At 71.9% G+C, this 24,947-nt stretch carries 24 protein-coding genes; 11 read left to right on the top strand and 13 right to left on the bottom strand.

Going from position 1 to position 24,947, the window contains the following annotated elements; translation table 11 throughout:
- Positions 1-122 precede the first annotated feature (122 nt).
- Positions 123-749, top strand: a complete 627-nt coding sequence (locus tag VC184_RS04185) for a helix-turn-helix transcriptional regulator (RefSeq protein WP_112613567.1) — start codon at positions 123-125, stop codon at positions 747-749.
- A gap of 36 nt (positions 750-785) precedes the next feature.
- Here the strand turns inward: VC184_RS04185 and VC184_RS04180 are convergent, their stop codons facing one another.
- Positions 786-1,352: a TetR/AcrR family transcriptional regulator gene (locus tag VC184_RS04180; protein ID WP_274177469.1), complete on the bottom strand. Its 567-nt coding sequence runs from the start codon at positions 1,350-1,352 to the stop codon at positions 786-788.
- A 23-nt stretch (positions 1,353-1,375) separates the two neighbouring features.
- Here VC184_RS04180 and VC184_RS04175 point away from each other — a divergent pair, with 23 nt between their 5' ends.
- Positions 1,376-2,554, top strand: coding sequence for an MFS transporter (locus VC184_RS04175; RefSeq protein WP_323987359.1), 1,179 nt, complete (start codon positions 1,376-1,378; stop codon positions 2,552-2,554).
- Positions 2,555-2,568: 14 nt separating this feature from the next.
- Here the strand turns inward: VC184_RS04175 and moaA are convergent, their stop codons facing one another.
- Positions 2,569-3,579: a GTP 3',8-cyclase MoaA gene (moaA, locus tag VC184_RS04170; protein ID WP_323987358.1), complete on the bottom strand. Its 1,011-nt coding sequence runs from the start codon at positions 3,577-3,579 to the stop codon at positions 2,569-2,571.
- Positions 3,580-3,776: 197 nt separating this feature from the next.
- On the opposite strand from moaA, the gene VC184_RS04165 reads away from it, so the two are divergent.
- The 4 genes from VC184_RS04165 to cydC all read left to right on the top strand — a co-directional run bounded on the left by VC184_RS04165 (position 3,777) and on the right by cydC (position 9,698).
- On the top strand, positions 3,777-5,204 hold the full coding sequence (locus tag VC184_RS04165) for a cytochrome ubiquinol oxidase subunit I (RefSeq protein WP_112613559.1): 1,428 nt from the start codon (positions 3,777-3,779) through the stop codon (positions 5,202-5,204).
- Between the two features lie 10 nt (positions 5,205-5,214).
- Positions 5,215-6,246 (top strand): cytochrome d ubiquinol oxidase subunit II, encoded by a 1,032-nt coding sequence (gene cydB, locus VC184_RS04160; protein WP_112613557.1) that lies wholly within the window; start codon positions 5,215-5,217, stop codon positions 6,244-6,246.
- An 87-nt stretch (positions 6,247-6,333) separates the two neighbouring features.
- Positions 6,334-8,040 (top strand): thiol reductant ABC exporter subunit CydD, encoded by a 1,707-nt coding sequence (gene cydD, locus VC184_RS04155; protein ID WP_274178010.1) that lies wholly within the window; start codon positions 6,334-6,336, stop codon positions 8,038-8,040.
- On the top strand, positions 8,037-9,698 hold the full coding sequence (gene cydC, locus VC184_RS04150; protein ID WP_323987357.1) for a thiol reductant ABC exporter subunit CydC: 1,662 nt from the start codon (positions 8,037-8,039) through the stop codon (positions 9,696-9,698). Before cydD ends, cydC begins: the two co-directional genes overlap by 4 nt.
- Positions 9,699-9,817: 119 nt before the next feature.
- Here cydC and VC184_RS04145 read toward each other — a convergent pair whose 3' ends face one another.
- The 5 genes from VC184_RS04145 to VC184_RS04125 are packed head-to-tail and all read right to left on the bottom strand — an operon-like array spanning position 9,818 to position 13,530.
- A complete protein-coding gene (locus VC184_RS04145; protein WP_282502208.1) occupies positions 9,818-10,423 on the bottom strand; it encodes a GNAT family N-acetyltransferase in 606 nt (201 codons plus the stop codon).
- 16 nt (positions 10,424-10,439) lie between these two features.
- Positions 10,440-11,519 carry an ABC transporter ATP-binding protein gene (locus VC184_RS04140; protein WP_282502207.1) on the bottom strand — a complete coding sequence of 360 codons (1,080 nt, stop codon included), beginning with the start codon at positions 11,517-11,519 and terminating at the stop codon, positions 10,440-10,442.
- Positions 11,516-12,295 carry an ABC transporter permease gene (locus tag VC184_RS04135; RefSeq protein ID WP_282502206.1) on the bottom strand — a complete coding sequence of 260 codons (780 nt, stop codon included), beginning with the start codon at positions 12,293-12,295 and terminating at the stop codon, positions 11,516-11,518. Before VC184_RS04135 ends, VC184_RS04140 begins: the two co-directional genes overlap by 4 nt.
- Before the next feature lie 53 nt (positions 12,296-12,348).
- The gene (gene modA, locus VC184_RS04130) at positions 12,349-13,134 is read right to left on the bottom strand and encodes a molybdate ABC transporter substrate-binding protein (RefSeq protein WP_282502205.1); all 786 of its coding nucleotides are present in this window, start codon (positions 13,132-13,134) and stop codon (positions 12,349-12,351) included.
- Positions 13,135-13,137: 3 nt separating this feature from the next.
- Positions 13,138-13,530, bottom strand: coding sequence for a TOBE domain-containing protein (locus VC184_RS04125; protein ID WP_112613545.1), 393 nt, complete (start codon positions 13,528-13,530; stop codon positions 13,138-13,140).
- Positions 13,531-13,649: 119 nt separating this feature from the next.
- Here VC184_RS04125 and VC184_RS04120 point away from each other — a divergent pair, with 119 nt between their 5' ends.
- From VC184_RS04120 to VC184_RS04105, 4 genes are read left to right on the top strand one after another with little or no spacing between them, the layout of a single operon-like run.
- The gene (locus VC184_RS04120) at positions 13,650-14,753 is read left to right on the top strand and encodes a ThiF family adenylyltransferase (protein WP_274177461.1); all 1,104 of its coding nucleotides are present in this window, start codon (positions 13,650-13,652) and stop codon (positions 14,751-14,753) included.
- Positions 14,750-16,000, top strand: a complete 1,251-nt coding sequence (locus tag VC184_RS04115; protein WP_323987355.1) for a molybdopterin molybdotransferase MoeA — start codon at positions 14,750-14,752, stop codon at positions 15,998-16,000. The genes VC184_RS04120 and VC184_RS04115 overlap by 4 nt, the downstream gene beginning before the upstream one ends.
- 4 nt (positions 16,001-16,004) lie before the next feature.
- Complete coding sequence (gene moaC, locus VC184_RS04110) at positions 16,005-16,484, top strand: cyclic pyranopterin monophosphate synthase MoaC (protein WP_112613541.1); 480 nt, start codon at positions 16,005-16,007, stop codon at positions 16,482-16,484.
- Positions 16,484-16,717 (top strand): MoaD/ThiS family protein, encoded by a 234-nt coding sequence (locus VC184_RS04105; protein ID WP_323987353.1) that lies wholly within the window; start codon positions 16,484-16,486, stop codon positions 16,715-16,717. Before moaC ends, VC184_RS04105 begins: the two co-directional genes overlap by 1 nt.
- Positions 16,718-16,738: 21 nt before the next feature.
- Here the strand turns inward: VC184_RS04105 and VC184_RS04100 are convergent, their stop codons facing one another.
- The 3 genes from VC184_RS04100 to VC184_RS04090 are packed head-to-tail and all read right to left on the bottom strand — an operon-like array spanning position 16,739 to position 19,253.
- Positions 16,739-17,167 (bottom strand): molybdenum cofactor biosynthesis protein MoaE, encoded by a 429-nt coding sequence (locus tag VC184_RS04100; RefSeq protein WP_323987351.1) that lies wholly within the window; start codon positions 17,165-17,167, stop codon positions 16,739-16,741.
- Entirely contained in the window at positions 17,167-17,643 is a 477-nt protein-coding gene (locus tag VC184_RS04095) for a MogA/MoaB family molybdenum cofactor biosynthesis protein (RefSeq protein WP_323987349.1), read from the bottom strand. The genes VC184_RS04100 and VC184_RS04095 overlap by 1 nt, the downstream gene beginning before the upstream one ends.
- Positions 17,640-19,253, bottom strand: coding sequence for an SDR family oxidoreductase (locus tag VC184_RS04090; RefSeq protein WP_323987347.1), 1,614 nt, complete (start codon positions 19,251-19,253; stop codon positions 17,640-17,642). The genes VC184_RS04095 and VC184_RS04090 overlap by 4 nt, the downstream gene beginning before the upstream one ends.
- Before the next feature lie 241 nt (positions 19,254-19,494).
- Between VC184_RS04090 and VC184_RS04085 the strand changes: the two genes are divergently transcribed.
- Positions 19,495-20,970, top strand: a complete 1,476-nt coding sequence (locus tag VC184_RS04085) for an MFS transporter (RefSeq protein ID WP_323987346.1) — start codon at positions 19,495-19,497, stop codon at positions 20,968-20,970.
- Between the two features lie 58 nt (positions 20,971-21,028).
- On the opposite strand, the gene VC184_RS04080 is transcribed toward VC184_RS04085, so the two are convergent.
- Genes VC184_RS04080 through VC184_RS04070 form a run of 3 tightly spaced genes read right to left on the bottom strand, consistent with a single transcriptional unit; the run spans position 21,029 to position 24,891 of the window.
- Entirely contained in the window at positions 21,029-22,933 is a 1,905-nt protein-coding gene (locus tag VC184_RS04080) for a helicase HerA-like domain-containing protein (protein ID WP_407667127.1), read from the bottom strand.
- Between the two features lie 10 nt (positions 22,934-22,943).
- A complete protein-coding gene (locus VC184_RS04075; protein ID WP_269267448.1) occupies positions 22,944-23,603 on the bottom strand; it encodes a phosphatase PAP2 family protein in 660 nt (219 codons plus the stop codon).
- A 58-nt stretch (positions 23,604-23,661) separates the two neighbouring features.
- Positions 23,662-24,891 carry a multidrug effflux MFS transporter gene (locus VC184_RS04070; RefSeq protein WP_094262140.1) on the bottom strand — a complete coding sequence of 410 codons (1,230 nt, stop codon included), beginning with the start codon at positions 24,889-24,891 and terminating at the stop codon, positions 23,662-23,664.
- Positions 24,892-24,947: the final 56 nt, after the last annotated feature.

Raw genomic sequence — 24,947 nt, 5'->3', positions numbered from 1 at the left:
CGGGCTCCGAGGTTCGTGGCTTTCTCCGAGGTTCGCCGGCCGAAGTGCTCGACGGCGTGAGCAAAACGACAAAATTCACGGTGTGGTAGGACCACACCGGTTTTCCGTGTTTAATGAGTCCTATGAGCACCGCGACCGTCGGATACAGCGCCATCTCGAGCTACTCCCGCGTGGAGATCCTGCACCTCATCCAGGAGCAGCCCCGCCGGACGATCCTCGAGCTCCAAGAGGCCACCGACCTGCACCCCAACACCATCCGCGAGCACCTGGCACGCCTGATCTCCGACGGGTTCATCGTGGCCGAGAAGGAGCACCGCACCACCCGCGGCCGCCCCCGCGTGCTCTACAGCGCCGCTGACGGCGACGCGACCCGTAGCGCCATCCAGCGCCGCAAGGTGCGGGATGCCGCGCAGCGCGGCGACCTCATGCGCCGCGTCCTGACCCTCGACGTGCCGGACGTGCTCGAGACCCGCGCCCTGCACCAGATCGATGCCCTCGTCGAGGAGCTCGAGGACGAGGGCTTCGACCCGATCATCGACGACGCCGCGCTGACCGTCGACCTCACCCCGTGCGCCCACGCGACGGCGCAGGCGGATCACCGCGAGGTGCTGTGCAGCGTGCACTTGAGCCTGCTGCAGGGTGTGCTCACCGAGGCGGGCGGACCGCTCGCTGTAGATGGCATGCGCTCCTCGTGCGACCCGTCGGTGTGCATCATCCAGCTGCTGCACGCAGCGACCACCCACGACTGACCCCGATCGGGCTGGGCACGGCACCCGAGCCCGGCGTCAGACCCCGGCGGCCGCGATCAGGATCGCCGCCGTCGAGCGCGCGTGCGCGGTGTCGTGATCGCGCTCGCGCAGCCGCATCGCCAGGTCTCCGCTGACGACGAGAAGCAGCCGCTCCGCAAGCTCGTCCGCGGCGGCGCCGGCGACGGGACGCGCGAGCGCCGTCAGCCGCGCCCGCATGCCCTCGGTGTCGGCGCGGACAGCGGATGCCACCTCCGGCGGCGGGTCGGCATACTCCGCGGCCGCCCCGAGGAAGGCGCACCAGCGCGACCCGCGTGGCTCGTCGCGGAACGCCGCCAGCGCGTCGAACACCGCCAGCAGGCGCTCCACGTCGTCGGCGCTGCGCGCCACAGCGGCATCCCACGTCTCCAGCCACACCCGCTGCCGCCGCTCGAGCGCCGCCGCGAGCACCGCCTCTTTGCTGGGGAACCCGCGGTAGAGCGTCGCCGCCGACACGCCAGCACGCGCGATCACCGCATCGATCGGCGTCGCGGCGATGCCCTGCGTGAAGAAGAGGTCCTCGGCGGCGTCGAGGATGCGTTCCTCCGTGCGCGGCCGCATTCCCATGCCAGCACTCTATGCTCGGTAAAGTGAAACGGTCGTTTTTGTTTTGGCGGTGGCCCCTCGTCGCTTCGGGTGTCGCGCTCATCGCGGCGACCTACGGCCTCGTGCGCCTAGCCTTCGGACTCCATCTGCCCGATATGAGCGACGACCTCGGGATAGACACCGGCGCGGCCGGCCTCATCTCGGCGGCGGGCTCGATCTCGTACGCGGTCGCCGCGGTGATCGGGTTCCTCGCCGCCGAGCGCCATCCCCGGCTCCTCGTGATCGCAGCGACCCTCACCGCAGGCGGCGGCGCCGTCGGGATCGCCGTGGCGACGGATGCCGCGACCTGCGCCCCCGCGGCGGCGATCGCCTCGGCCGGGGCCGGGCTCGCCTCCCCCGCCCTCGTGCGCCTGGTCGCTCGCACCTTCGCCGAGCATGAGTCGAGCACGCCGCAGGCGATCGTCAACGCCGGAACCGGCCCGGGCCTCGTGGCTGCCGGAGCAATCCCCCTGATTCTCACCGCCGATTGGCGCATGTGCTGGATGATCGCGGCCGTCGCCACCGCGGTGGCGGGGATCGCCGTCCTCATCACCGACCGCGCGCGCGAAAGCGCACCGGTCGACACGCGCGCGAACCGGCCCGCCATCCTCCCGCCGCGCGAATGGTGGGCGGCGCATCGGTCCGCGGTCGCGGCATCCGTCCTCCTCGGGGTCGGCGCGTCCGCGATCTGGAACTACGGCCGTACCGTCCTGGTCGAGGCGGGAGCATCGGAGGCGCAGTCGGTGACGTCCTGGATCCTGCTCGGATGCGGCGGCGCCGCCGTCATCGTCACGTCGCGGCTTCTGCGCGGGCTGCAGCCGCGCGCCCTCTGGCTGATCGGCGCGAGCCTCATCAGCGTGTCGACGCTGGCGATCGGCGCTGCCCCGGCCCAGGGCACGCTCTCCGCCGCAGCGTGCGCCGTGTTCGGGTGGGCGTACGTCACGGCGTCGGGGGCCCTCATCGGATGGACGACGCAGATCAATGCTGCCCACGCGGCAGCCGGCACAGCCCTGCTGTTCGTGACCTTCATGGTCGGCCAGGCGCTCGGAGCGGCGGTTCTCGGCGCCCTGCTCCCCCTCGTCGGGCCCGTGACCGGGTTCGCCGCCGCGGCCGCTCTGGGCATCGCCGGCGGCGCGAGCCTGATCGCACCGGCCCGCCGCGAGGCGACCGCACCCCGCGTCTGAGCCTCGACCTCGGCCTAGCCGCCGATGGCGTTCATGCCGCGCGCAGGCTGCAGGAAGGCGGGGTCGTCGATCGCGTGACCGGCCTTCTTACCCGCGATGCAGTTGCGCAGCACCTGATCGATCCGGTCGGCACGGCCCTCGGGCGTCATCTCCGAGCGGAGAACCGGGAGCAGGTCGTACTCGTCGATCGAGAAGAGGCAGTTGCGCAGCTGACCGTCGGCCGTCAGCCGCATCCGGTCGCACGCACCGCAGAACGGCGCCGTCACCGACGCGATGACGCCGACCGTGTGCGGGCCGCCGTCGAGGCGCCATCGCTCGGCGGGCGCACCGCCACGCCCGGGGACGGGCTCGAGACTCCAGCGCGCGGACAGCGCCTCGAGGATCTCCTCTCGGGTGACCATGGTGGACCGGTCCCACGTGTGCCCGGCATCGAGCGGCATCTGCTCGATGAAGCGCATCTGGGCGTCGTGCTCGACGGCGAAGGCCACGAGGTCGGCGAGCTCGTCGTCATTGACGCCGCGCATGGCCACCGCATTGATCTTCAGGGGGCGGAGCCCGGATGCCTGCGCGGCGCGCACGCCGTCGAGCACGTCGTCGAGACGGTCGCGACGCGTGAGGTTGCGGAACCGTTCACGGTCGAGGGTGTCGAGCGAGATGTTCAGGCGAGCCAGCCCGGCGGCGACGAGGTCGGGCAGCACCTGAGGCAGCCGGATGCCGTTGGTGGTCATGGCGATCTCGATCGGGCCGTCGGATGACTCGATCGCCGCGAGCCGCCGCACGATCTCGACGAGGTCCGTCCGCAGCAGCGGCTCGCCGCCCGTGAGCCGGAAGGTCGTGATGCCCGCCGCAGCCGCGACGGTGGCGGTCTCGACGATCTCGTCGAGGGTGAGGATGCTCTGCCGAGCGAGCCACTCGTTGCCCTGCTCGGGCATGCAGTACGTGCAGCGCAGCGAGCAGCGGTCGGTCAGCGATATGCGCAGGTCGCGGTGGACCCGGGCGAATCTGTCGACGAGCGGCTCCCCCATGGGTCGAGCGTAAGCGGCTCCGGTGCACCCGCGGGTCGATCCCGCCCGATCGGCCCGCGTCGGCTGTGGTCTGACAGCACCTTGATAAGTGGTCAGACCACGCGTAGCATTATTCCCGGCCGCCCCTGAGACCGGGGAAAACCACACTCGATACCTTCAGCCTGTCGAAACCTTCGCCTCCCGAAAGGCACCTCCCGATGGACTTCCTCGATCCGCTCCTGCTGGCCCGCTGGCAGTTCGGTCTGACGACGCTTTACCACTACCTCTTCGTGCCGCTGACCCTCGGGATGGCTCTCGTCGTGGCGATCTTCCAGTCGGTGTGGCACCGCACCGGCAACGTGAAGTGGCTGCACCTGACGCGCCTGTTCGGCAAGATCTTCCTCATCAACTTCGCGATGGGCGTCGTCACGGGCATCGTGCAGGAGTTCCAGTTCGGCATGAACTGGTCGGCCTACTCGCGTTTCGTCGGCGACATCTTCGGCGCACCGCTGGCCTTCGAGGGCCTCCTCGCCTTCTTCTTCGAGGCGACCTTCATCGGCCTGTGGATCTTCGGCTGGGACAAGCTCCCGAAGGCGCTTCACCTGTTCTCCATCTGGATGGTCGTGCTGGGTTCGACCCTGTCGGCCTACTTCATCCTCGCGGCCAACGCGTTCATGCAGAACCCGGTGGGGTATCAGATGGCCGCCGACGGCGGCCGCGCCGAGCTCATCGACTTCGGGGCGGTCCTCACCAACCCGATCGTGCTGGCCGCCTTCCCGCACACGATCTTCGCCGCGTGGATGTTCGCCGCCGCCGTGGTCATCGCGGTCGCCGCCTGGCACCTCTCTCGCGCGCAGCACATCGAGACGATGCGTCCCGCGCTCCGCTTCGGCATGTGGGGCATGATCGTCTCGTTCGTCGGCGTCGCCCTCTCGGGCGATCAGCTGAGCCTCGTGATGGTGGCGACGCAGCCCATGAAGATGGCCGCGGCCGAAGCCATGTTCAACAGTGCCTGCGGCGCGGATGCATCCTTCTCGATCTTCTCCATCGGAACGCCCGATGGCACCGAGGAGATCTGGTCGCTGCGCGTGCCGTACCTGCTGTCGTTCCTCTCGACCCACAGCTTCGACGGGTGCGTCGAAGGGCTCAACGACCTGCAGGCCCAGTACACCGAGACCTTCGGTGCGGGCGTCGATTACCGCCCGATCGTCTGGGTCACCTACTGGTCGTTCCGCTGGATGATCGGCCTCGGCGGTGTCGCCACCCTCATCTCGGTCGCCGGCCTCTGGCTGACCCGCAAGAAGGCTCAGCGTCCCGTGGCCCGCTGGATGTGGAAGGTCGCGATCTGGTCCGCGCCCCTCCCCCTCCTCGGCAGCCTCGTCGGCTGGGTCTTCACCGAGATGGGCCGCCAGCCCTGGATCGTCTTCAGCCTGATGCTGACCGAGGACGGCGTCTCACCGAACGTCCCCGGCTGGACGGTCCTGATCTCGCTGATCGCGTTCACCGCGGTCTACGCCTCGCTCGCCGTCGTCGAGTTCGGCCTCATCCGCAAGGCCGCACAGAAGGGCCCCGACCCGCTGCCCGAGCCGGGCTCGCCCGAAGCCGAGAACCCCTCGGCGTCCCACACGCAGACCACCGTCTACTGAGGAGCACGACATGGATCTCGCATACGTCTGGTTCTTCATCGTCGGAGTCCTGTTCGTGGGCTACTTCGTCCTCGACGGGTTCGACTTCGGTGTCGGGATGTCGCTGCCCTTCCTCGGGAAGGACAACGTCTCACGGCGCCAGATCATCAACACGATCGGTCCGGTCTGGGACCTCAACGAGACCTGGGTCATCGTCGCGGGCGCGTGCCTCTTCGCGGCCTTCCCGGAGTGGTACGCGACCCTCTTCAGCGGGTTCTACCTGCCACTGCTGCTGATCCTCATCGCCCTGATCCTGCGCGGGGTCTCGTTCGAGTACCGCCACCAGCGCGATGATGCCACCTGGCGCAAGCGCTTCGACCTCATGATCGTCGTGGGCTCGGCGCTCCCCGCCTTCCTCTGGGGCGTCGCGGTCGCCAACATCGTTCAGGGCGTGCCGATCGACGCCGACAAGGAGTTCACCGGCACCCTGTTCACGCTGCTGAACCCCTACGGCCTGCTCGGCGGGGTCGTGACGCTCCTGCTGTTCTTCACGCACGGCGTCTACTTCGTCGCTCTCAAGACCGACGGTGACGTCCGCGAGCAGGCCCGCCGGCTCGCGACGAAGTCGGGACTGCTGACCCTCGTCGCGGCGGCCGTCTTCCTCGCCTGGACCGTGCTGTCGGCCATGGGGGCCCAGGCGCCGCTGCTGCCGCTGGTGTTCGTGACGGCCACCGTCGCCGCGGTCATGCTGATCGGGGCCATTCTCGCCAACGCGACCGGGCGTGAGGGTTGGGCCTTCGCGGGAGGTGCGGGAACCGTGATGTTCGCCGTCCTGACGCTGTGGCTCTCGCTCTTCCCGAACGTCATGCCGTCGTCGACGGATCCCGCATGGAACCTCACAATCGAGAACGCGTCGTCGACGGATTACACGCTGACGATCATGACCTGGGCGGCCGTGATCTTCCTGCCCCTCGTGCTCCTCTACCAGGGCTGGACGTACTGGGTCTTCCGCAAGCGCGTGACCCGGGCACGCATCGAAGAGGCCGAGCTCGTCACCCACTGACCGAGTGACGGGATGCCTCGGATCCGCGCTATCGCGCCGGACCCGAGGCATCCCGGTCCCGGGGTAAGGCAGGATCGAAGGGTGAGCATGGACGACCCCGAGGCGCCCGCGCGCTCGAGCGGACGACCCGTCGATCCGCGGCTGCTGCGCTACGCCCGCACCTCGCGCCTCTTCTTCGTCGCGATCGGCGCGATCGGCCTCGCCCAGACCGCCGTCGTCGTCGGGTTCGCCTGGCTGACCACGCAAGCGATCGTCGGAGCCATCGGCGGGATGCCGGTAGCCGACCTCATGCGCGTCCTCGCCGCCCTCGCCGCCGTCGTCGCCGCGCGCGCCGGGCTCCTCTGGCTGCGCGAGGGCGTCTCTGCTCGCGCCGCCGCCCGGGTGCGCAGCGAGCTGCGCGGCGGGCTCACCTCGGCCGTCGGTCGCCTCGGCCCCGGCTGGCTCGCGAACCGCAACTCTGCTCAGCTCGCGGTGACCGCGGGCCGCGGCCTCGACGCGCTCGACGCCTACTTCGGCCGCTACCTGCCGCAACTCGTCCTGACGGTCATCGCGACCCCGGTGCTCATCGCCGTCATCTGGTGGAGCGACTGGATCTCGGGCGTGACGGTCCTCCTCACGATGCCGTTGATCCCGCTGTTCATGGTGCTGATCGGACTCGCCACCCGCGCGGTGCAACGCGCGCAGTGGCAGACCCTCCGCCAGCTCGCAGCCCGCTTCGCCGACACCGTCCGCGGACTTTCGACCCTCACGGTGTTCGGCCGGCAGCACCGCGCCGCGTCATCGATCGAACGGGTGACCGAGAACTACCGCATCGAGACGATGCGCGTGCTGCGGGTGTCGTTCCTATCGGGCTTCGCGCTGGAGTTCCTCGCGTCGATCTCCGTCGCGATCGTGGCGGTGTCGATCGGCTTCCGGCTCATCGACGGCTCGCTCGCCCTGTCTGTCGGACTCTTCGTGCTGCTGCTGGCCCCCGAGGCCTACCTTCCGCTTCGTCAGGTCGGGGTCCAGTTCCACGCCGCCGCAGAGGGTGTCGCGGCCACCGACGACGTCTTCGAGGTACTCGACGCGGCGCGCGCGCTGCCGCCGCAGGATGCCGCGAGCTCAGCGTCGACGACGGACGCCGCGACGAGCGTCGCGGCGGAGCGCGGCATCCTCCGCGCCCGTGAGCTCCGGGTGCGGCGCGGCGATTCGCTGCTCGCACCCGTGTCGTTCACGGCGAGGCCGGGCACGATCACGCTCCTGTCCGGGCCGAGCGGCGCGGGCAAGTCGAGCGTCTTCGCCGCGCTGCGCGGCGTCGCCCCGTTCGAAGGGGAGCTGACCCTCGACGGCGAGCAGGTTCCGCCGCCGGCGTCGTGGCTCGCCTGGGCCGGACAGGACGCGGGGCTGATCGCCGGCACCGTCGCCGAGAACGTCACGCTCGGCGCTTCGACGGACCGCGTCGCCGGGCCCGCGGGTGAGCGCGCCGTCGTCCGCGCGCTCACAGCCGCCGGCGCCGCTGACCTCGACCCGGCGCTCGAGCTCGGCGTGCGCGGCGCGGGCCTCTCCGGCGGGCAGGCGCAGCGCGTCGCGGTCGCCCGGGCTCTCTTCCGGCACGTGAACAGCGGTGCGCCGGTGGTCGCGCTCGACGAGCCGAGCGCCGCACTCGACGCCGAGACCGAGGCCGCGCTCTGGCAGAGCCTCCGCCGTGTCGCTGACGACGGCGCGACTGTCCTGCTCGTCTCGCACCGGGAGTCTGCCCGGTCGATCGCCGACGTCCTCGTCGACGTACGACCCCGATTGGAGGTGACGGCATGACCACGACGTCCGAGGTGCTCCGCGGCGCGATGCCCCCGCCGCGACGATTCTGGCGCGCCCTCGCGACCGGGTTCGCCACGGAGGCCTCGGCCGTCGCGCTCCTCGCGTGCAGCGCGTGGCTCATCGTCCGCGCGAGCGAGCAGCCCGCGGTGATGTACGTGATGGCGGCCGTCGTCGGGGTGCGGGCGTTCGCGATCTCGCGTGCCGTCTTCCGCTACCTCGAGCGCCTCACGTCGCACGATGCGGCGCTGCGTCAGCTCGCAACGACGCGGACCGACCTCGTCCGACGCCTGATCCCGCTCGCACCCGACGGGCTCGGCCGCATCCGCCGCGGATCCGCGCTCTCCGCCCTCGTCGACGACGTCGACGACCTGCAGAACCTGCCGCTGCGAGTGGTGGAGCCGCTCGTGGCCTCGGCCACCGTCGCTCTCGCCGCCGTCGTCTTCGTCGCGACGGTCTCGTGGCCGGCCGGGCTCACCCTGCTCGGCTGCCTCGTCGTCGCCGCGGCGGCGGCCACCGGCTGGGGCTGGGTCGCGGGTGCTCGCGCGGAGCGCACGATCGCCCCGCTCCGCGCCCGGCTCGCCGACGCCGTCGCCGACCATCTCGGAAGCCTCGACGTGCTGCTGGCGTACGGGGCCGAAGAGCAGAGCCGTCGCCGTGTCGAGGCAGCGGACGCCGACCTCCGACGTGCGGTCGTCCGCCGCGCCGGTGCGCAGGCCGGAAGCGCAGCCATCGTCTCGCTCGCCGCGGGCGCCGCATCGATCCTCGCCGTCATCGTCACCGCCCCGGATGTGACCGCCCTCGGCGGTCCGTGGCTGGCCGTCGCCGTCCTCGTGCCGATGGCCGTGTTCGAGGTCTTCCAGACGGTTCCGCTCGCAGCGGCATCCTGGCGTCAGGTGCACGCGTCGGCGGAACGGATCGCCGAGACCGTGCCCGGCGACATCCCGTCGGGACTCGTTGCGAGCAGCGTCGCACCCACGGGTGTCGCGCCCGCGCTCGGCGACGGACTGCACCTGCGCGACGTGTCGGTGACGTGGCCCGGAGCAGATCGGCCGGCCCTCGCGGGCGTCGACCTGGATGTCCGCCCGGGTGAACGCCTGCTCGTCGTCGGCTCGAGCGGTGCGGGCAAGTCGACGCTCGCGCATGCCCTTGTGCGCTTCCTCGACGTCGATGGGAGCTACCGGATCGGGCGCACTGACGTGCAAGGCCTCTCTCCCGACGACGTGCGGCTGACAGTGGGACTGTGCGAGCAGCAGCCGATGCTCTTCGACGAGGACATCCGCCAGAACCTCCTGTTCGCCCGCGACACCGCGACCGACGCCGAGCTGGAGGCCGTGCTCGAACGCGTCGGCCTGGGCGGCTGGCTGCGCGAGCGCGGCGGTCTCGACGCTCGCGTCGGCGAGCACGGCGCCCTCGTCTCGGGCGGCCAGGCGCAGCGCATCGCGCTCGCTCGTGCGCTGCTGCACGGCTTCCCCGTGCTCGTGCTCGACGAGCCGACGGCCGGGGTCGACCCCGCGGCATCCGACGCGCTGATGCGCGATCTGCTGTCCGCCGTAGACCCGGAACGTGCCGTCGTCCTCATCTCGCACGTCCGGGTGCCGAGTGCGCTCGTCGACCGCACGGTCCGCATCTCCGACGGGCGCCTGCTCGCCGGCTGACGCGCGGCCCCCACCCCGCGCCCACCCGCCCCCCACACCCCGCGCGGTCCCATTTCGGCCGGGAAACCCGCCCCCAAACCCGGCCCAACGGGGACCTCGGCGAGCCGCGTGACCGGGCCTCAGCGGTCGAGGTCGATGCCGAACGCCTGCGCGCCGGGCGAGGAGGGCAGGCGCTCGAACCCCAGGCGGTCGTAGAAGGCGAGCGCCCCGTCGTTGGCCGCCGACGCGACCAGGTGCAGACGGATGACGCCCGACGCGCGGAGCTGCTCCGACACCCGGTCGATCAGCCGTCGCCCCCACCCCTGCCCCTGGGCCGCGGGCAGCAGGTCGATGTGCAGGTGCGCGGGATAGGTCGCGGCGAGCGGCTCGGCTCCGGGGCGTCGACCGTAGGCGTATCGCAGCGTCCCCGCCTGCCGCGAGGTGTCATCGGGCGAGGGCACGGGCCAGCGGTCGGCGAACCGCGGCCACCAGTCGCCGCGGAACCACTCCTCGAAGGCATCGGTGTCCGGCGTCGCGACGACGTAGCCGATCGCCCGGTCCTCGTCATCGGCCACGACGAAGGCGGAGTCGGGATGCCGCTCGGCGTAGGGCAGCACGAAGATCGCTCCCCAGATGTCGTCGTCGTCGAAGAGTCCGGTGGCATCGGAGCCGTGGTCGGCGGTCCGCAGACAGATCTCGCTCAGCGCGGCGTCATCGCCGGGCCGGACGGCGCGCATGTGGGGCATTCCCCCATCGTGCCACTCAGTCCCATGTGATCGCGGCGGTCGGCAGCGAGAGCTGCACGAGGCCGCCCGCGCCGAGGTCCGCGGCCAGATCCACCGGGATGTCGACCGCCGCCGGCGGATCGGAGACGATCACCCGGACTCCGCCGACGGTGGGCTCGAGCCGAACGACGCGAGCCCGCCACACGACGCGGTCGGCGTCCGACGGCGCAGCCCCCGACCGCGCGAGCCCGTCGCCGGCCGCGACCCCCTCGAGCCGGACGTCGCTCGGGCGGAACAGAGCGGCAGCGGCACCACCGTCCGCGCCGGGCCGGGGCACCGCGAGGGTGCCGGCCTGCCAGACCGTGTCATCGCCCTGGCCGACCACGTTGCCGACGACACGGTTCACTCCCGCGATGGCAGCACCGAACGCCGTGGCGGGGGTCCGCAGCACCTCTCGGACGGCGCCGCTCTGGGTCACGAGTCCCGCTTCGAGCACCACCAGCCGATCGGCCACCGCCGCCGCATCGAGGGCGTCGTGGCTGACGATCACGGCCGTCGCCCCGGCAGCCCGCAGCTGTTCGCCGAGCATCGCCCGCAGTGACGCGGCCGTCGCCGGATCGAGCGCCGTGAACGGCTCGTCGAGCAGGATGACGCGGGGCCGCGCCGCGAGCGCGCGGGCGAGGGCGACGCGCTGCTGCTGCCCCCCGGAGAGCTCCCGGGGATGCCGGCCGCCGACCCCGGCGAGCCCGACCCGCTCGAGCCATTCGTCGGCGATGAGGCGCGCCCGGCGTGCCGGCTCTTTGCGAGAGCGGAGCCCGAAGGCCACGTTCTCGCGCGCCGAGAGGTGCGGGAAGAGGCCGGGGTCCTGACGCAGCATCACGATGCCGCGGTGCTGCGGCGCCACGCGCCTGCGGGGGCTCGCGACCTCGTCGTCGTCGACGCGGATCGATCCCGCGTCGAGCGGCACGAGGCCCGCGATCGCCTCGAGCACCGTCGTCTTCCCCGCGCCGCTCGGCCCCATGACCGCGACGACCTCCCCCGGTTCGGCGACGAGGTCGACGGTCACGGTGAGGCCGGGCCGCTGCACCCGGACGCGTGCCGTGAGCCGGGCACTCATCGGGCACCGCCCGGCCGCCAGGCCCGCACGAGCAGAAGCGCGGCGATCGCGGTGATGAGCAGGAGGAGCGACAGTGCCACAGCCGTGCCCTCCGACACCCCGGCACCGTTGAACGCCGTGTAGATCGCCAGCGGCATCGTCTGCGTGACGCCGGGCGCGTTGCCGGCGAACAGTGCGGTGGCGCCGAACTCGCCGAGGGCGCGGGCGAAGCACAGCACGGTCCCTGCGATGAGCCCGGGCGCTGCGAGCGGCAGGGTGACCCGGAACAGGATGCGCCACCGTCCCGCCCCGAGCGCGGCGGCGGTCTGCTCGTACCCGACTCCCGTGGCGCGAAGTGCGCCCTCGAGCGCGAGCACGAGGAAGGGCAGAGCGACGAAAGTCTGCGCGATCACGACAGCCACGGTGGTGAACGGGATGCGGATGCCGGCTTCGCCGAGCATCGCGCCCAGCCAGCCGGTCCGCCCGAACAGGAACAGCAGGGCGACGCCGCCGACCATGGGGGGCAGCACGAGCGGGACCGTCACGATGGCTCGCAGCACCGCCGCTCCGCGGGCGCCTGCCCGGGCGATCGTCAGGGCGAGCGGAACGCCGAGCACGATGCACGCAGCGGTGGCCGCGAGCGCGGTCTGCAGCGAGAGCGCGAGCGCCGCGCCGGCCTCGGGCGACGTGACGTCGGTCCACACCGTCGTGGGGTCGACGCGGCCCACCAGGGCGGCCAGCGGGACCACGAGCAGCGCGAGCCCGACGACCGCCGGCACGAGAAGGACGCGCGGCACATACCCCGGCGCGCTGCGGCGCGTCGTCCGGTGACCGCCGGCCCCACCGCCGCTCACGGCGCCCCGAAGCCGAGACGGCGCAGCACCGTCTGGCCGTCTTCGGACAGCACGTAGGCGACGAACTCCGCGGCGGCCTCGGGCGACCGCGCGTCGGCGAGCGCCGCGATCGGATACCGGTTGACGACTCGCTCGGCGCCGGCGACCTCCACCGTCTCGACATCGCCGGTGAGGGCGGCATCCGTGACGTAGACGAGGCCGGCATCGGCCTCGCCGCCCGCGACCTTCGTCAGCACCGCGGTGACGTTCTGCTCGTAGCTGTCGACGCTCGGAGTGACACCGGCGTCGCGGAGAAGCGTCTCCGAGGCCGCGCCGCACGGCACCGCCTGTGCGCACAGCACGACGGTGCGGTCGGCGTCGGCGAGGTCTGCCAGGCCGGTGATCGAACCGGGGTTCCCGGCCGGCACCACGAGGGTGAGCCGGTTCGTCGCGAAGACGTCCGGGGCGGCGGCGAGCCCGGCGTCGACGACCTTCTGCATGTTCGCCTCGTCGGCCGAGGCGAACACGTCGCCGGGGGCTCCCTCGATCAGCTGCGTCGCGAGCGTCGACGACCCGTCGTAGCTGATGGGCGAGATCGTGACGGAGGGATGCCGCTGCTCGAACTGCGACGCCAGCTCGTCGAATCCCGTCTTCAGCGACGCGGCAGCGAAGACGGTGACCTCGCCCGAGACCTCGGATTCCGCGGCGCCCGGCCCCGACTCCGCGACGCCGCCCGCGGCGCACCCGCTCAGGAGGAGCATGACAGCCGCGAGGGCGGCGACGGTGATTCGTCGTGTGCGCACGGCTCAGTCCTTCGGAGTCTCGACCACGACCGTCGTGGCCTTCACGACCGCGACCGCGAGCGATCCGGGTTCGAGCTCGAGTTCGCGCGCCGCCTCGGCCGACATGAGCGACACGATGCGGTGCGGTCCCGACTGCACGTCGACCTGGGCCATCACCCCGTCGATCTGCACGCGGGTGACAAGGCCGACGAAGCGGTTGCGGGCGCTCGAGAGTCGGTCGGAGGGGTCCGCCGCGGCGGAAGCGAGCTCGACCGCGTGCGCGGCGAGCGCGTCGCCGGGCACCCTCGCCGGGCTGTCACCCGAGACCGGAAGGACACCCTGCTCGATCCAGCGGCGCACGGTGTCGTCGCTGACTCCGAGCAGGCGGGCCGCCTCCGAGATGCGATACGTCGTCATGGGCCGAACATACCCGCATCTGCGGAGCAGAAGGAGCGAATCCGCCGCATCCACGGACGCTCGCCCCGGGCCCGCCCACGTCCGCCCCCGCTACCCCTATGCGCGTCTAGCCTGATCCCATGACCCTGCCGCCCCTCGTCGATCCCGCCGAGACCCTGTCGAATCGTGAGCGCGAGCGCACCGCGAGGCATGCCGTCCTCGCGGGCCTGGGCGACCAGGGTCAGCGACGACTGGCGGCGGCCCGCGTCGCGGTCGTCGGTGCCGGTGGTCTCGGCTCGCCGGTGATCCTCGCCCTCGCCGCCGCCGGGGTCGGGACGATCACCGTCATCGACGACGACGTGGTCGAGTTCGCCAATCTCCAGCGGCAGGTGATCCATCGCGTCGACGACGTCGGCGCACCGAAGGTCGCCTCCGCGGTCCGAGCCGCCACCGCGTTGTCGCCCGAGACCCGGATCGAGACGCGCCGCGAGCGGCTGGATGCCGATAACGCGTCGCGTCTGCTGGCGGGGAGCGACCTCGTCATCGACGGCACCGACACGTTCGAGACCCGCACCGTCGTGGCCGCGGCATGCGCGGCACTCGGGCTGCCGCTCGTCTGGGGCGTCATCCAGGAGTTCCACGCGCAGGTCACCGTCTTCTGGACCGCGCCGCCGGCAGGCGTTCCGGCCGTCGGCCTCGACGACCTCTACCCCGCGGGCAGCGCGGACGACCTGCCGACGTGCGCCGAGGTGGGCGTGCTCGGGTCCCTCTGCATGACGGTGGGCGGGATGCTCGCGACCGAGGCGATCAAGCTCATCACCGGGGTCGGCGAACCGCTCCTCGGCCGGCTGGCCGTCGTCGATGCCCTCACCGGCGCCCAGCGCGAGGTCCCGCTGCGCGCGGCGTCGAGTGCGGCGTCCCCGGCCGCGGTTCCTCCGCCCCCTGCAGAGCCGAGACGGACCGCGGCACCCGAGGTCGATCTCGAGCAGCTCCGAGCGCAGCAGTCCGTCGGCGCGGTGGTGCTCGATGTGCGGGAGCCCCACGAGACGGCGACCGGTGTGCTGCCCGGCTCGGTGCTGGTACCGCTCGGCGAGCTTCTCGCTGATCCGAGCCTCGCCGGTGCCGACCGGGTCGTGGTGGTGTGCGCGCACGGCATCCGCGCCCATCGCGCTGCGGATGCCCTCCGGGGCCGCGGTGTCGCGGCATCCGTGCTCGCGGGCGGGCTCGCACGGTGGCAGTCGTGAGCGGGGGGCTGCGCACCGTCGAGGATCAGCTCGCGGACGTCCTCGCCGCCGTCCGCCCGCTGCCGACCCGCACGGCCGGGCTCGCCGACGGCGCCGGCTGCGTCCTGCGCGAGGCTGCGACCGCGCGCGGGGGGATCCCCGACTTCGACAACTCGGCGATGGACGGCTTCGCGGTGCGCTTCGATGATGTCGCGACGGCGTCCGCCGAGCGTCCCGTCGACCTCGCGGTCATCGCCGATCTGCCGGCGGGCACGGCGGACGATCCGCATCTGACCCCCGGCGAGGCCGCACGCATCATGACGGGCTCCCCGGTGCCCAGCAGCGCCGACACCATCGTGCCGTTCGAAGACACCGCGGGCGGCCTCGATGATTCGCTGACGACCGCACGCGTGCTCACCGCCCCCGCGAGGCGGGGCATGTTCGTCCGGCGCGCACACGACGACATCCGCCCCGGCGACACGGTGCTGGACGCCGGGACGCTGCTCGGCCCGCGGCAGCTGGCGGCCCTCGCCGCCGCCGACATCGCCCGGGTCACCATCTCGGAGTCCCCGCGCGTCGTCGTCATCTCGACCGGCAGCGAGCTCGTCGAGCCCGGCTTCCCACGCATCCGCGGACAGATCCCCGAGTCGAACGGCCTGCTGCTCGAAGCGCTCAGCCGTCAGGCGGGCGGTACGGTCATCCGCCGCGTGCACGTCGACGACGGCGGCGCCGCCTTCCGGCACGAGATCGCCGCGGCCACGACCGGCGGATCCCGAGCGGACGTCGTCATCACCTCGGGCGGGGTGAGCGCGGGCGCCTACGAGGTCGTCAAGACCGAACTGGGCGACGCGCTGCGTTTCTCGCGGGTGGCGATGCAGCCGGGCAAGCCGCAGGCCTTCGGGGTCCTGCCGTCGGGAACGCTCGTCTTCGGCCTGCCGGGCAACCCGGTGAGTGCGGCGGTGTCGTTCGAGGTGTTCGTGCGCCCTGCCCTGCTCGCCCTCCAGGGCCGCTCCGACCTGCGGCGGCCGGCGCTCCGGCTTCCCGCGGCCGAGTCCTGGCGCACGCCACCGGGTCGTCGGCAGTACCTGCCCGCGGTGGTCGACCGCACCGACCCTGCAGGATGGTCCGTGCGCCCGGCGACACCGGGCGGCTCGGGCTCGCACCTCGCGGGCGCACTCGCCCTCGCCGAGGCGTATGCGGTCGTCCCGGAGGAGACGGCCGTCGTCGAGCCCGGCGACCTCATCGACGTCGTGCTGCTGGAAGGATGAGGGCATGAGCTTCACACACCTCGACGACGCCGGTCACGCCCGCATGGTCGACGTCACCGCGAAGCAGCCGACCGTCCGCGCGGCGACTGCTCGCGGATTCGTCCGCTGCTCGCCCGAGGTGGTCGCAGCGCTGCGCGACGGCGCCGTGCCGAAGGGCGACGTCCTCGCCGTCGCACGCATCGCCGGCATCCAGGCTGCGAAGCGCACCCCCGAGCTGCTTCCGCTGGCGCATGTGATCGGCGTGCACGGCGTCGTCGTCGACCTCGACATCACCGACGACGGCATCGAGATCGAGGCGACCGCACGCACCGCCGACCGCACCGGCGTCGAGATGGAGGCGCTCACCTCGGTCTCGGTCGCCGCCCTCGCCGTCGTCGACATGGTGAAGGGCCTCGATAAGGCGACCTCGATCGAGAACGTCCGCATCACCGCGAAGTCCGGTGGCCGCAGCGGCGACTGGCGACGTCCCGGCGAGGACGCCTGATGGCCCGCGTGCGCTACTTCGCGGCCGCCGCCGAGCGCGCGGGGAGGCCCGAAGAGGATCGCTCCGAGAGCAGCCTCGGCGCCCTGCGCGACGCGCTGTCGCGGGAGCACCCCGGGCTCGCGGCGATCCTGCCGAAGTGCGCCATCCTGGTCGACGGCGCACGCGTCGCCGACACCACCGAGATCGGGCCCGACGTCACCGTCGACATCCTGCCGCCCTTCGCGGGCGGCTGAGACGGCCCGGGTTCGACGCGATCAGCCGCCGATCCCCTTCCACGCCGTCGTGCCGTCGGCCTCGATCTGCTGCTTCCAGATCGGCAGCTCGCGTTTGATCGCCTCGATCAGCTCGCGGCACACGTCGAACGCGTCACCCCGGTGCGCCGTGCCCACCGCGATGACGACCGCGGCATCGCCCACCGCGAGGTCGCCGATGCGATGGCTGACCGCCACGACGCCGTCGCGGTCGCCGAGCGCCGCCGAAGCGATGGCTCGCAGCGTCGTCTCGGCGTCGGGATGGGCCTCGTAGTGCAGCGCGGCGACCGTGCCCGCGGCATCCGGGTCGTGGTCGCGCACGGTGCCGACGAAGCTCGTCACCGCTCCGACGGCGGATGACTCGACGGCCTCGAGGTGCTGGGAGACGTCGAGAGGCTCCGCGGTGATGCGGGCGATGCGGATCTCGCCCATCAGTGATCGTGCCCGTCGAGCTGGGCGACGACGTGCCCGGCGATTCCCGTCACCACGTCCATGCCGGATGCCACGGCGCGCGGCGACCCCGGCAGGTTCACGATGAGCGTTCGGCCGGCCACCCCGGCACGTCCGCGTGAGAGCACCGCCGTGGGCGTCTCGGAGACGCCGCGGCGGCGCAGCTCTTCGGCCACGCCGGGCAGCTCGCGCTCGATGACCTGGCCCGTGCCCTCGGGGGTCTCGTCGCGGGGCGCCACGCCCGTTCCGCCGGTCGTCACGACCAGACGCGCTCCGTCGGCGATCGCGGAGCGCAGCGCCTCGGCGACGGAGGCGGCGCCGTCGGCGACGATGGTGGCCTCTGCGCATTCCCACCCCGCGGCGTGCAAGGCCTCAACGGCGACGGGACCGGCCGCATCCGGACGCTCACCGCGCGCTGAACGGTCGGACACGGTGATGACGGCGGCGGAGCGGCTCATGACCCCACCCTAGAAGCGTCCGCGCCTGCCGTGGCGGTGTCATCGTCGGCATGGGTGTTCTCGACGGCGATCCGTCCCTCCTCGACCTTCCCCTCGGCCATCTCGGTGATGCGTGTGGCCATCGCCGTGAAAATGAGCCCGTGGAACGGCAGCACACCGAGCCAATACAGTCGCCCGGCCAGTCCGCGGGGGAAGAAGATCGCACGCTGCTCATACCGGGCACCGCCGTCGCGCGGTGCGACTTTGAGCTCGAGCCAGGCCTCCCCCGGCACCCGCATCTCGGCACGCAGCCGCAGCAGGCGGCCCTCCTCGACGGCCTCGACGCGCCAGAAGTCGATCGCATCCCCCACTCGCACCTTTCCCCGGCTGCGGCGGCCGCGCGCGAGGCCGATGCCGCCGACGAGACGGTCCATCCAGCCGCGGATCTCCCACAGCGCGCGAGCCGAGTACCAGCCGTTCGTCCCGCCGATGCCGGCGATCACCTCCCACAGTCGCTCGGGCGACGCGCTCGTTTCGGCGGAGCGCTCGTCGGTGAACACGGTGCGGCCCGCCCATTCGGGGTCGCTCGGCAGCGGGTCGCTCGGCGCGCCGAGCACGTCGGCGTCCTGCCAGCTCGTCTCGACCTCGTCGGCGTCCACCCGGCCCAGCGCCAGCCGCACGCTCGTCCGGTACGACGTCAGGCCGCCCTCGGGCTGCGGGATGATGTCGTCGATGTCGTGGTCGTCCATGACGCACTCGTTCTGAAGCGACGCGATGAGCGGGCGGGCGATGGCGCGCGGCACCGGCGTCACGAGGTTGACCCAGTGGGAGGCCAGCCCGGGCGTCAGCACCGGCAGGGCCGCGATCGCGCGCTGCCGCAGGCCCGCCTCGAGGGCATAGCCGTTCATCATCTGTCCGTACCGCAAGACGTCGGGACCGCCGATGTCGACGGCACGGTTCAGCTCAGGATCGACGCGGGCTGCGCCGAGCAGATAGTGCAGGACGTCTCGCACGGCGATCGGCTGGATGCGGTTGCGCACCCACTTCGGCGCCGGCATGTACGGCAGCACATCGGTGAGATGACGCACCATCTCGAACGACGCCGACCCCGACCCGATGACGACGCCCGCCTGCAGCACGAGGGTGGGCACGCCGGACTCCAGCAGAATCTCGCCGACCTCCACGCGCGAGCGCAGGTGCGGCGAGAGCTCCGCATCGGAGGGGTGCAGGCCACCGAGATAGACGATGCGCTTCACGGATGCCGCCGCCGCGGCGTCAGCGACCGTGCGGGCGGCCCGCTCGTCGGCCGCCTCGAACCCGGCCCCCGCTCCCATCGAATGGATGAGGTAGTAGACGACATCCACGTCGTCGACAGCCTCGGCGACGGCATCCGCGTCGTCCGCCGAGCCGCCCACGATCTCGACGGCGTCTCCCCACGGGAAGCTGGCGACCCGCTCGGGCGTCCGTGCCAGCACGCGCACGCGGTACCCCGCCGCGACGAGGCGAGGCACCAGCCGTCCGCCGATGTACCCGGTGGCGCCGAGGACGAGGGCTCGCGGGGCGGATCCGTCCGGTCGGGGCTGCGCCTGCAGCTCGGGCTCGTGTCCGGTGGGTGCGGTCAGCTCGGTCATGATCAGACGGTAGGCGTCCGTCGGCCCCGTCCGACACGACTTGACACGTGACGGATGGACGGTCGCCGGCCGGGCGTACGGGCCGTTCGCCTCACGTGCGCGCGATAGGCGGCGACGCACCGGACCGCAACGCCCGTCGCCGAGGTTGCGCACGACCCCGCACCGGGGTCTACGCTCCCGTGAGCGAAGGACAGTCGTCTGGCGACCCGAGCCCGGCGGCACTGCCGGAGGAGAATCGAATATGTCACGCACGCGCACCAAGCGGCCTGCCCGCCGACGTCTCGAGGTCGACGACGTCATCGTCGTCGAACGCAAGAAGGTACGCACCGCGATCTCGGGCACCGTCGTCGGCAACTTCATGGAGTGGTTCGACTTCGGGATCTACGGCTACCTCGCCGTGACCCTGACGGTGGTGTTCGCCGAGGACATCCCCGACCCCTGGGGCCTTCTCGTGACGCTCCTCGGCTTCGCCGTGTCGTTCCTCGTGCGTCCCCTCGGGGGGATCGTGCTCGGCCCGCTCGGCGATCGGATCGGGCGCCAGAAGGTCCTGTTCCTGACGATGGCGATGATGGCGACCGCGACCGCGCTCATCGGACTGCTGCCGACGTCTGCGCAGATCGGTATCTGGGCTGTCGTCCCCCTGTATGTGCTGAAGATGGTGCAGGGCTTCTCGACCGGCGGCGAGTACGCCGGGGCGTCGACGTATGTGACCGAGTTCTCCCCCGACCGCTCGCGCGGTTTCTGGGCATCATGGCTCGACGTCGGCTCGTACGTCGGCTTCGCCGCCGGCGCTACGGTCGTCGCGCTGACCACCCTCATCACGCAGGGGCTCTGGGGCCCCGACGCGATGGTCGACGGCGGCTGGCGCATTCCGTTCCTCGTCGCCATCCCGCTCGGCATCGTCGCCATCTGGTTCCGCCTGCGCATCCCCGAGACCCCGGCATTCGAGCAGGAGTCGGAGTCGGCCGCGGCGCCCAGCAAGGACGACCCGATGGCTCGTCACGGCATCGGCGGCATCCTGCGCCACCACTGGCGGACGATCCTGGTCGCCGTGGCGATCGTCGCCGCGACCAACACGGCCGGCTACGCGCTGACCAGCTACATGCCGACCTACCTCGAGAAGGAGGTCGGACTCTCGAACCTCTCGGCCGCGGTGGCGACCGTGCCGGTGCTGATCGTCATGTCGGCGACGCTGCCGTTCGTCGGGCGCCTCAGCGACCGGTTCGGCCGGCGTCGCATCTACGCTTTCGCGATCGGCGCCTCCCTCGTCCTGACGATCCCCGCCTTCGCCGTCATGCAGATCGGCGAGCTGTGGGCCGTGTTCATCGCGCTGGGCATCATCGCGGTACCGGTCGCACTGTTCGTCGCGATCTCGGCGAGCGCCCTGCCGGCACTGTTCCCCACCGCGACCCGCTTCGGCGCGATGGGCATCGCGTACAACCTGGCGGTGTCGCTCTTCGGCGGCACGACGCCGCTGTTCAGCCAGGCGCTCATCGAGTGGACGGGCAACACCTACATGCCCGCGTTCTACATCATGTTCTTCTCGGCGCTCGCGGCCGTCGCGCTCTTCGCGATGCGCGAGACGGCGCAGCGGCCGCTGCTCGGGTCGGTGCCGACGGTCGAGACGATCGCCGAGGCCGAGGCGCTCGTCGCCGGGCAGGACGACGATCCGCGCATCGACACCTCGACGATGCCACTCGACATCATCCGTCCCTGAGACGCCCGCGTCCCGGGCGCGCCGTCAGCGCCGTCCGGTGCTCAGCGCCGTCCGGTGCTCAGCGCCGTCCGGTGCCGAAGATTCCCCGGATGACGCCGGTCAGCACCTCCTGGGCCGCGCGCGAGCCGAGGATCTGCTCCGCCGGCGTTCTCCGGCGCGAGCGCGTGTTCGAGGTCATGCTGCGCAGCATCCGGTCGTCGTCGCGTCGCTCCTTCGCCTCGTCGGCCGCGGCCTGCTTCCGGATGGCGGCGAGCTGCTTCGCGTAGGCGGCGTCGGCCTTCGCCCGCAGCTTCGCGGCGTCCTGCTCTGCCTTGCGGCGCGCGGCCTCGGCCTCGGCCGCATCGAGAGCCGCCTGCGCGGCGTTCATGCGAGCGGTGAGGATCTCGCGCGCCGACTCGCGATCGACCGCCTCGGCGTAACGCGGCCGGATCTCGGATGCCGCCACCCGGGCCTGGACGTCCTCCACCGCTGCCGGCGACATCGACGCCTGCGGCGCACGGAGCCGTGTCCACGCGACGGGGGTGGGCGCACCTTTCTCGTTCATGACGGTGACGACGGCCTCGCCGGTGCCGAGCTCCTGCAGAACCCTCTCCAGGTCGTAGCCCGATCGCGGGTAGGTGCCCACACTCGCGCGCAGCGCCTTGACGTCATCCGGGGTGAAGGCACGAAGCGCATGCTGTACGCGCGAGCCGAGCTGCGCCAGCACATCGGACGGCACGTCCTTGGGCGTCTGCGTGACGAAGAAGACGCCCACACCCTTCGACCGGATGAGCCGGACCGTCTGCACCACCGCGGCGAGGAAGTCCTTCGACGCGTCGCGGAACAGCAGATGCGCCTCGTCGAAGAAGAACACGAGCTCCGGCTTGTCGACGTCACCCACCTCGGGCAGCACCTCGAACAGCTCCGCGAGCAGGTACATCAGGAAGGTCGAGTAGAGCACTGGGCGGTCGGCCACACCGGGCACCTCGAGGAGGGTGACGATGCCCTCGCCCGCGTCCGTGGTCCGCATCAGGTCTCGGACGTCGAACTCCGGTTCGCCGAAGAAGACGTCCGCCCCGGCGTCGGCGAAGGTGATGAGTTCGCGGAGGATGACGCCGGCCGTCGCCTTGGAGAGTCCGCCGAGCTCCGCGAGCTCGGCTTTGCCGTCATCGCTCGTGAGGTAGGTCAGCACCGCCCGCAGATCGGCGAGGTCGACGAGAGCCAGGCCGTTCGCGTCGGCGTAGTGGAAGACGAGACCGAGACTCGACTCCTGGGTCGCGTTGAGTCCGAGCACGCGGCTCAGCAGCAGCGGGCCGAAGCCGGAGACGGTCGCGCGCACCGGCGTTCCCGCCCCACGGCCGCCGAGCGCCAGGAACTCGGTCGCGAAAGAACGCGGCGACCAGTCCTGCCCGATCGCGCTCGTTCGCGAGAGGAGCTTCTCGCTCGGCTCGCCCGCCGAGGCCAGACCCGAGAGATCGCCCTTGATGTCGGCCGCGAACACCGGCACGCCGTTGGCGGCGAGCTGCTCCACGAGAACCTGCAGCGTGCGGGTCTTGCCGGTGCCAGTGGCGCCGGCAACGAGACCGTGACGATTCGTCATCGCCAGCGGGATCCGCACGAGCGCATCACGCTGCGGCTCGCCGTTCAGGAGCGCCCCGAGCTCGAGGACGGGACCGTCGAACGTGTAGCCCCGGCGGATGTCGTCGACCTCGGATCGGTCGAGCGGAACCGCCGCCCCGGAGGGCTCGGCTTCCCCGGCCGCCGACGGCTCGGGTTCGCCGGTCGGAGCCGACGGCGCCGAGTCCCCGGCCGGGGCCGACCCGGCTCGCGCGGCGGCTGCCTCGGCGGCGGCCAGGGCGGCTCGAGCTCGGGCGGCGACGAGCGCGGCCTCAGCGGCTTCCGCTTCCGCACGCAGTCGTGCGAGATCGGCTGCGGCGATCGCGTCGTCGGAGGGCATGGCCGGGTCGTCGGGCGAGACGCTCATGCCGGCGAGCCTAGCCCCGCCGCTCTCGCACGGCGCGGCGCTCGCGTTCGAGCTGCTCGGTGAACATGGCGGCCACGATCAGGGCGACGCCGGCGCCCAGCAGCATCCCACCGACGGTGTCGGAGAGCCAGTGAGCGTGCACGACCGTACGGCTGAGCGCCATCAGCAGGGTCCAGACGATTCCGACGAGCGCGACCCAGACGCGCGGGAAGAGGATGATCGCGACGATCGCGATCGTGGCCGCATTTGCCGTATGCCCCGAGGGATATGAGCCCGCATCCGTCGTCACGAGGATGTCTTCGGGTCTCGACCGATCGACGAGGTTCTTGATCAGCTGGACCACCAGCGCGCTCAGCGCCGACGCCACGAGGAAATAGCCCGCAGCCCAGGGCCGTCGCAGCAGGACCAGAGCCACGGCGACCGCGATCGGGATCGCGAAGACGCCGACCCACGTGCCGCCGATCCGGTTCATCACGAGCCCGAACACCAGGCCGACCGCGCCCGGGTCGGCCGGCAGCGTCTCGTTCCACCACCGGTCGATCGCGAAGGGCTGGCCGAGCTGCGTGAACAGCCACCATCCCAGCAGCGCACCGGCCACCACCAGCACGAAACCGATGGCGGCGCGGCGCGGCCAGAGTCGGCGGGGGTCGGTCGGCGGAGCGTCGTTCATCCGTCCATTGTGTCGACGGCGGCGGATTCGACCCCGCCCCTTGCGCTGGGAGCAGCGATCAGGGAGAGAGCTGCGGCACGCTGCGCGGCCTCACGACGAGCCACAGCGAGAGGACCGCCACCACGGCGCACCCCGCCATCACCGAGGCCATCGTCGTCGCGGTGATGCCCGAGCCGCCCGAGATCCACGCCGCGAGCGGCGAGATGAAGCCGGCGACGCCGAAGTTGACGGCGCCGATCAGGGATGCCGCGGTCCCGGCGGCTCGGCCGTGACGGTCGAGAGCGAGCACCTGAACGCAGGGGAAGGTGAAACCGCACGCCGTGATGAAGAAGAACAGCGGCACGACCGTGCCCCACAGGCCCAGCCCCAGCTGGTCGGTGACGATGATGGTGGCCCCCGCGATGACGAGCACGGCGGTCGAGACCGCCATGACCCACTGCGGGCCGAAGCGGGCGGCGAGCCGCGACGCCGTCTGCACGCCCAGCACGACTCCGAGGGAGTTGACGGCGAACAGGACGCCGTACTGCTGCGGATCGAAGCCGTAGGTCTGCTGGAAGAGGAACGACGACGACGACAGGTACGAGAACAGTCCGCTGAAGGTCATGCCGCCGATGATCAGCACGCCGATGAAGATGCGATCGCTCAGGACGCTGCGGTAGCGCTGCCAGACCGTGGCGGAACCGCTGTCGCGGCGGCGCGCTTTGGGCAGGGTCTCGGGCACGAGGAAGAGCGAGGCGATCAGCATCACCGCGCCGTACGCGGCGAGCACGACGAAGATGCCGCGCCAGGGCATGACCGTCAGCAGGCCCGAGCCGACGAGCGGGGCGGCGACCGGGGCGACACCGGAGACCAGGGCGAGTCGGCTGAGCATCACCACGAGCCGGCGTCCGCCGAAGAGGTCGCGCACGATCGCCATCGCGACGACACCGCCCGCCGCGGCGCCGATCCCCATGAAGACCCGGGCGGCGCTCAGCAGCTCGAGGGTCGGGGCGATGGCGGCGGCCGTGCTCGAGAGCACGTGGAGCGCGGTCACGCACAGCAGCGGGACCCGGCGCCCCAGCTTGTCGCTGAGCGGGCCGACGATGAGCTGGCCCAGCGCGAAGCCGACCATCGTTCCGGTGAGCGTCAGCTGAATCGCCGCCGCCGTCGTCTGGAAGTCGGCCTCCAGCGCGGGGAAGGCGGGCAGGTAAAGGTCGATCGTGAAGGGCCCGAGCGCCGTCAGCGCGCCGAGCAGGATGATGTAGATGACGCGGCGTGAGGTCGGGATCGCGTCACCCGGATGCAGCATGATGGGCGCGGTAGCCGGGTTCGAGCCCAGCGTGCGGATCGCCCCGGTGGCGGAGG

It is taken from the genome of Microbacterium plantarum, from assembly GCF_035231185.1.
In the GTDB taxonomy this organism is placed as follows: Bacteria; Actinomycetota; Actinomycetes; order Actinomycetales; family Microbacteriaceae; genus Microbacterium; species Microbacterium plantarum.
The sequence above is the reverse complement of the archived record's forward strand: the minus strand, read 5'-3'. Positions and strand labels throughout refer to the sequence as shown.